2 protein-coding genes are annotated in these 1,885 nt (G+C 45.1%); one reads left to right on the top strand and one right to left on the bottom strand.

The features are described 5' to 3' along the window. Nucleotides 1-121 precede the first annotated feature (121 nt). Nucleotides 122-763, bottom strand: coding sequence for a maleylacetoacetate isomerase (gene maiA, locus I3248_RS12075; protein WP_238063982.1), 642 nt, complete (start codon nt 761-763; stop codon nt 122-124). A gap of 130 nt (nt 764-893) precedes the next feature. Between maiA and I3248_RS12080 the strand changes: the two genes are divergently transcribed. Further along, nucleotides 894-1,808 carry a helix-turn-helix domain-containing protein gene (locus I3248_RS12080; RefSeq protein ID WP_238063980.1) on the top strand — a complete coding sequence of 305 codons (915 nt, stop codon included), beginning with the start codon at nt 894-896 and terminating at the stop codon, nt 1,806-1,808. The last annotated feature ends 77 nt before the right edge of the window (nt 1,809-1,885 follow it).

The following is a 1,885-nucleotide window of genomic DNA, read 5'->3' on the forward strand; positions in this document are numbered from 1 at the left end:
TATAGTAATAAATAGGTAGGTTTGTATATATTTTATTTAACTGTTTGCAACCCTATCCATGCTGCCCTGCCTATATTTTCACTTATTTCCATTTGGTCATGTTCTTATCCAGTCTATATGACTACTGAGGCGCATCAGGCTGCACAATAGGGTCGGCATCAGCAAAGGCTTTTAGTGTACGACAATGCGCATCAACAGCGACAACGTTAGGATAAGCACTCAAATCGACTTTGAAACGGCGCGCCGAAGACACCTGAGGTATCAGATAGCAGTCTGCTAAAGTAGGACTATCACCATAGCAGAAATCTCCACGGGTTTTGTTAGAGGCCAAGCGCTGCTCTAATGCGACAAAACCATCGCTCATCCAGCGATGACACCACGCCATAACGTCCTCTTCTTCCACTGATAGCTCATTACGTAGATATTGCAGTATACGCCGATTATTGATCGGATGCATATCACAACCGATCATGGCGCTGAGTGCGCGTACGTGCATGCGCCCAGCGGCGTCTTTGGGTAGCAATGCAGGCGTCGGATAGACTTCCTCTAACCACTCCAAGATAGCAGGGCTTTGATACAAGAGTAAATCATCAGCTTGCAGCACCGGTACTAATCCTTGTGGATTCAGCGCTTTAAACTCCGCCTCCAACTGCTTATCCTGTGCCAGATTGACCGACACATTATCGTAGCTCAAGCCTTTTAGGTTCAGCGCGATACGCGTGCGATAAGCGGTGCTACTGCGAAAATAGCCATAGAGTGTCATCATTATAAAATCCTTTTATTATGTTATGTTGTATATAAGGTAGGTGAAATGGTTATAATTACGCCTACCACCGCTACTTTTTAAACTTTATAAGCTTTTTAAACTTTATAAAAATCCAATTGAGCCGATCATGCCAGCAGCTAACAATCCTGTAGACAAACCTATAAGCGCAAATAAAACCCAAAGTGGCGTCCAGTCACTAGAAGTGGGGCTATCAATATTAGATGTACTTATCGATTATAACGAGCCTATGATGTTAAAGGATATCGCACAAGCGATACAGATGCATCCTGCCAAGTGCCATCGGTATTTGGTCAGCCTGATCCGTACAAACTACGCGCGTAAGCTCGATGATGGGCGCTATGGGCTTGGCGATAGGGTTAACTCATTAGCGGCACTAGGCGCTATGGGGCACACAGGATTTAATTCGAACCATATCTTAGAGCGGCTTAACCATATTGCTAATGATATTCAAAAAATGACAAATTGCGCGGTACAAATCGCCAAATGGTTCAACGAAGGCCCTATTATCATTCAATCGGTCGAACCTGACAGTCCTATCAGTATCATCACCCGCATCGGTTCACGCATGCCGCTGACGACATCGGCTACAGGACAGCTGTTTGCCAGTTATCAGCCTGACGCTATCATTAGACCATTGGTAGACGCAGAATGGCAAACCAATGATACCGCGCGAATAGCAGAAAAATGGCAGCATTTTGAGCAGCTGCAAGCCCAAATTCGCCAGCAAGGGTATGCCACCGTGACAGGTGATATGCTGATGGGTATTAATGCGATTACCATTCCTGTGATTTTGCCAACGCCAGCGCTTGATCGTGTTGCTAATATAAGTGTTGCTAATATAAATAGTATTGATGGTACTGACAGTACCGCTAAATCTACCGATAGCCGCTCGTCTACTAAACAAGCGCCGCTAGAGTATGCCATTACTGTCATTGGTACCACAGAGCAACTGCCAATGAGTGCCAAGCATAACGTGATTGAGCAAATCATGGCTATTGCGCGGCGCTATCAAATTGCGTAGCGGGTGCTTTATATTATGAACAATTAGGGCGTGTTGAACATTCGACCTTGGCACTGACAGAGACTATTTTTTAGGCG

The organism is Psychrobacter sp. Ps3 (assembly GCF_022129275.1).
Taxonomy (GTDB): Bacteria; Pseudomonadota; Gammaproteobacteria; order Pseudomonadales; family Moraxellaceae; genus Psychrobacter; species Psychrobacter submarinus.

Coding starts and splice junctions, on each gene's coding strand:
- maiA (WP_238063982.1), bottom strand. CDS start 763: ATGACACTCTATGGCTATTTTCGCAGTAGCACCGCTTATCGCACGCGT.
- I3248_RS12080 (WP_238063980.1), top strand. CDS start 894: ATGCCAGCAGCTAACAATCCTGTAGACAAACCTATAAGCGCAAATAAA.